The organism is Candidatus Synechococcus spongiarum SH4 (assembly GCF_000586015.1).
Taxonomy (GTDB): Bacteria; Cyanobacteriota; Cyanobacteriia; order PCC-6307; family Cyanobiaceae; genus Synechococcus_B; species Synechococcus_B spongiarum_F.
In genome coordinates, this window is sequence record NZ_JENA01000235.1 from 1 (window position 1) to 2,509 (window position 2,509).

Genomic DNA, 2,509 nt, shown 5'->3' on the forward strand with positions numbered 1-2,509 from the left:
GCCCTTGTCCTCAAGCCCGGATCTCCACGAAAACTCAATAACCTCGGCGCTGCCCTTGCGAAGCAAGGCAACCTGCCGGCTGCTATTGCTGCCTATCGTCAGGCGCTGGACGTTAAGCCCGATTACGTTCAAGCACTCATCAACCTCGGCGCCGCCCTTCAGGCACAGGGCAACCTGCCGGCTGCTATTGAAGCCTATCGTCAGGCGCTGGACGTTAAGCCCAATTCGCCGCAAGCACTCATCAACCTCGGCGCCGCCCTTCAAGCACAGGACAACCTGCCGGCTGCTATTGCTGCCTATCGTCAGGCGCTGGACGTTAAGCCCAACTCGTCGCAAGCACTCAATAACCTCGGCGTTGCCCTTCAGGCACAGGGCGACCTGCCGGCTGCTATTGACGCCTATCGCCAGGCACTGGCTATTCAGCCCGACTACATTCAAGCACTCATCAATCTCGTCATTGTGGTGCGGGCGCAAGGCAACCTGCCGGCCGCGATTGACGCCTGTCGCCAAGTACTGGCCATTGATCCCAGCCACAAGGAAGCCAACCTGTATCTTTCCCTAGTCCAACTCCTGGTCGGTGACTATGACAGTGGTTGGCCGCAGTACGAATGGCGATTGCCGGGCGGCAGTGATCGTGACAAGATTCTGACCGCCCATCCCCAGGTGGAGCGATGGGACGGCCGTAATCTGGCTTCGGGAGAAGCGGTGATCCTTGTGGCTGAGCAAGGACTGGGGGACACCTTGCAGTTCATGCGCTACGTTCTTCATCTGAATCGTACGGGGCAGACCGCATCTCTTTGCGCACCCACAAAGTTGCATGGACTGATTCAATCCTCCGGGATCACCACAACGATCCATAGTCCCGAGAAAGGGAATCAGCTCACCCAGGGTAAATGGCTGCCACTGCTGTCCTTACCAAAATATCTTAATGTCGGTCCTGATAATCCGCTGATTGATAAACCCTATATCAAAGCACCGCAACAGCAAGTCGAGCACTGGCAAAAGAAATTGGCTGCAGAGAAGAGGCCCATCATCGGCATCAATTGGCAAGGCAGCCAGGCAGGCTCAAAGCTCGGGAAGAATCTTCCCTTGGCCCTATTCGCACCCGTCATCGAGAAGACGGACGCCAGTTTGCTGTCTCTGCAAAAGGGGGACGGAGCCGAGCAACTGGAGGATTGCCCATTCCGCCATCGTTTTGTTGGCTGTCAGGAAGAGATCAACGAGACATGGGACTTTGTGGAGACTGCCGCCATGATCGCCAACTGCGATCTTGTCATCACCTGTGACACATCTGTTGCCCACTTGGCGGCGGGGATGGGCAAGCCCACCTGGATCCTGCTAATCGCAGTTCCCGACTGGCGTTGGGGCATGGAAGGGGACACCACCTTCTGGTATCCGTCCATGCGTCTCTTCCGGCAGCGGGAACGGGGTAACTGGCAGGAAGTGATGGACCGTGTGGCCACGGCGCTGGCAACGGGCGCCGCTCCCTGGAACGAACCTCCTGTCCCTGGGCAGAAGGTTGGACCCATACAGATCCCTGTGGCTTTCGGAGAACTGATTGACAAGCTAACCATTCTGGAAATCAAGTCGGAACGACTCAAGGGCCAAGGCAAGGTCAACGTTGACCATGAACTGCGCCTGCTTCGGGGCGTCCTGGAGCAATCAGGAATGAAGCTGCTCCCCGAACACTATCACCAGCTCAAGGATGTCAACCAATCCTTGTGGCGCATTGAAGAGGACATTCGCGTCCATGAAGGTCGTCAGGACTTTGGAGAACAGTTCATTCAACTGGCCCGATCCGTCTATCAACAGAATGATCAACGGGCAGCCATCAAGCGGTCCATCAATGACCACTACGGCTCCGCCATCAAGGAAGAAAAATCCTACTGTTAATCCACCAGGTGATTTTCCAACGCATAGCGTACCAGTTCCGTGCGGCTGGAGGTGGATGTTTTGCCAAATAGACGACTCACATACTTTTCCACGTTACGAATGGAGGTGCCCAGTTGTTTGGCGATTTGTTTATTCATCAGCCCCTCCGCCACAAGCTGGAGCACACTGGCCTCCCGGGGCGTGAACTGTTGCCGAGGGGCGCCGTCACGGCTTCCTTGCCTGCCTGAAACCCCCTGCCCCCCCTGGCCCAGGAGACTGCGGATCTCGGTGATCTGCTTGGCCAACTGGCCCACGTCGGCGTCCGCAAAGCGGGCCGCTTCCGTGAGCAGCCGCTGTTGCCGGGCCAACACACTGCGCACCCGGGCCACCAACTCGTCAGGATCAAAAGGTTTGGGAATGTAGTCGTCCACACCTGCCATGAAGCCGGCAATGCGGTCTGCGGTCATGCCTTTGGCGGTGAGAAACACCACGGGCGTTCCCGCCAGCCGCTCATCCTCCCGCAGCCGGGCCAGCAGCCCATAGCCGTCCAGCCGAGGCATCATCACGTCGCTGATCACCAGATCGGGGAGCAGTTGTTGGGCCTTCTCCCAACCCTCCTCCCCATCTTTGGCGGTTT

The 2,509-nt window shown here is 57.8% G+C and carries 2 protein-coding genes; one reads left to right on the plus strand and one right to left on the minus strand.

What is annotated here, in order from left to right; translation table 11 throughout:
• The coding region (locus BG35_RS11210; RefSeq protein WP_034418252.1) for a DUF6165 family protein at positions 1 to 1,893 on the plus strand (1,893 nt) is incomplete at its 5' end.
• Here BG35_RS11210 and BG35_RS0109045 read toward each other — a convergent pair.
• Positions 1,890 to 2,509, minus strand: a 620-nt coding sequence (locus BG35_RS0109045; RefSeq protein WP_025782560.1) for a response regulator transcription factor, incomplete at its 5' end; no start/stop codon positions are given. The two genes, BG35_RS11210 and BG35_RS0109045, sit on opposite strands and share 4 nt — an antisense overlap.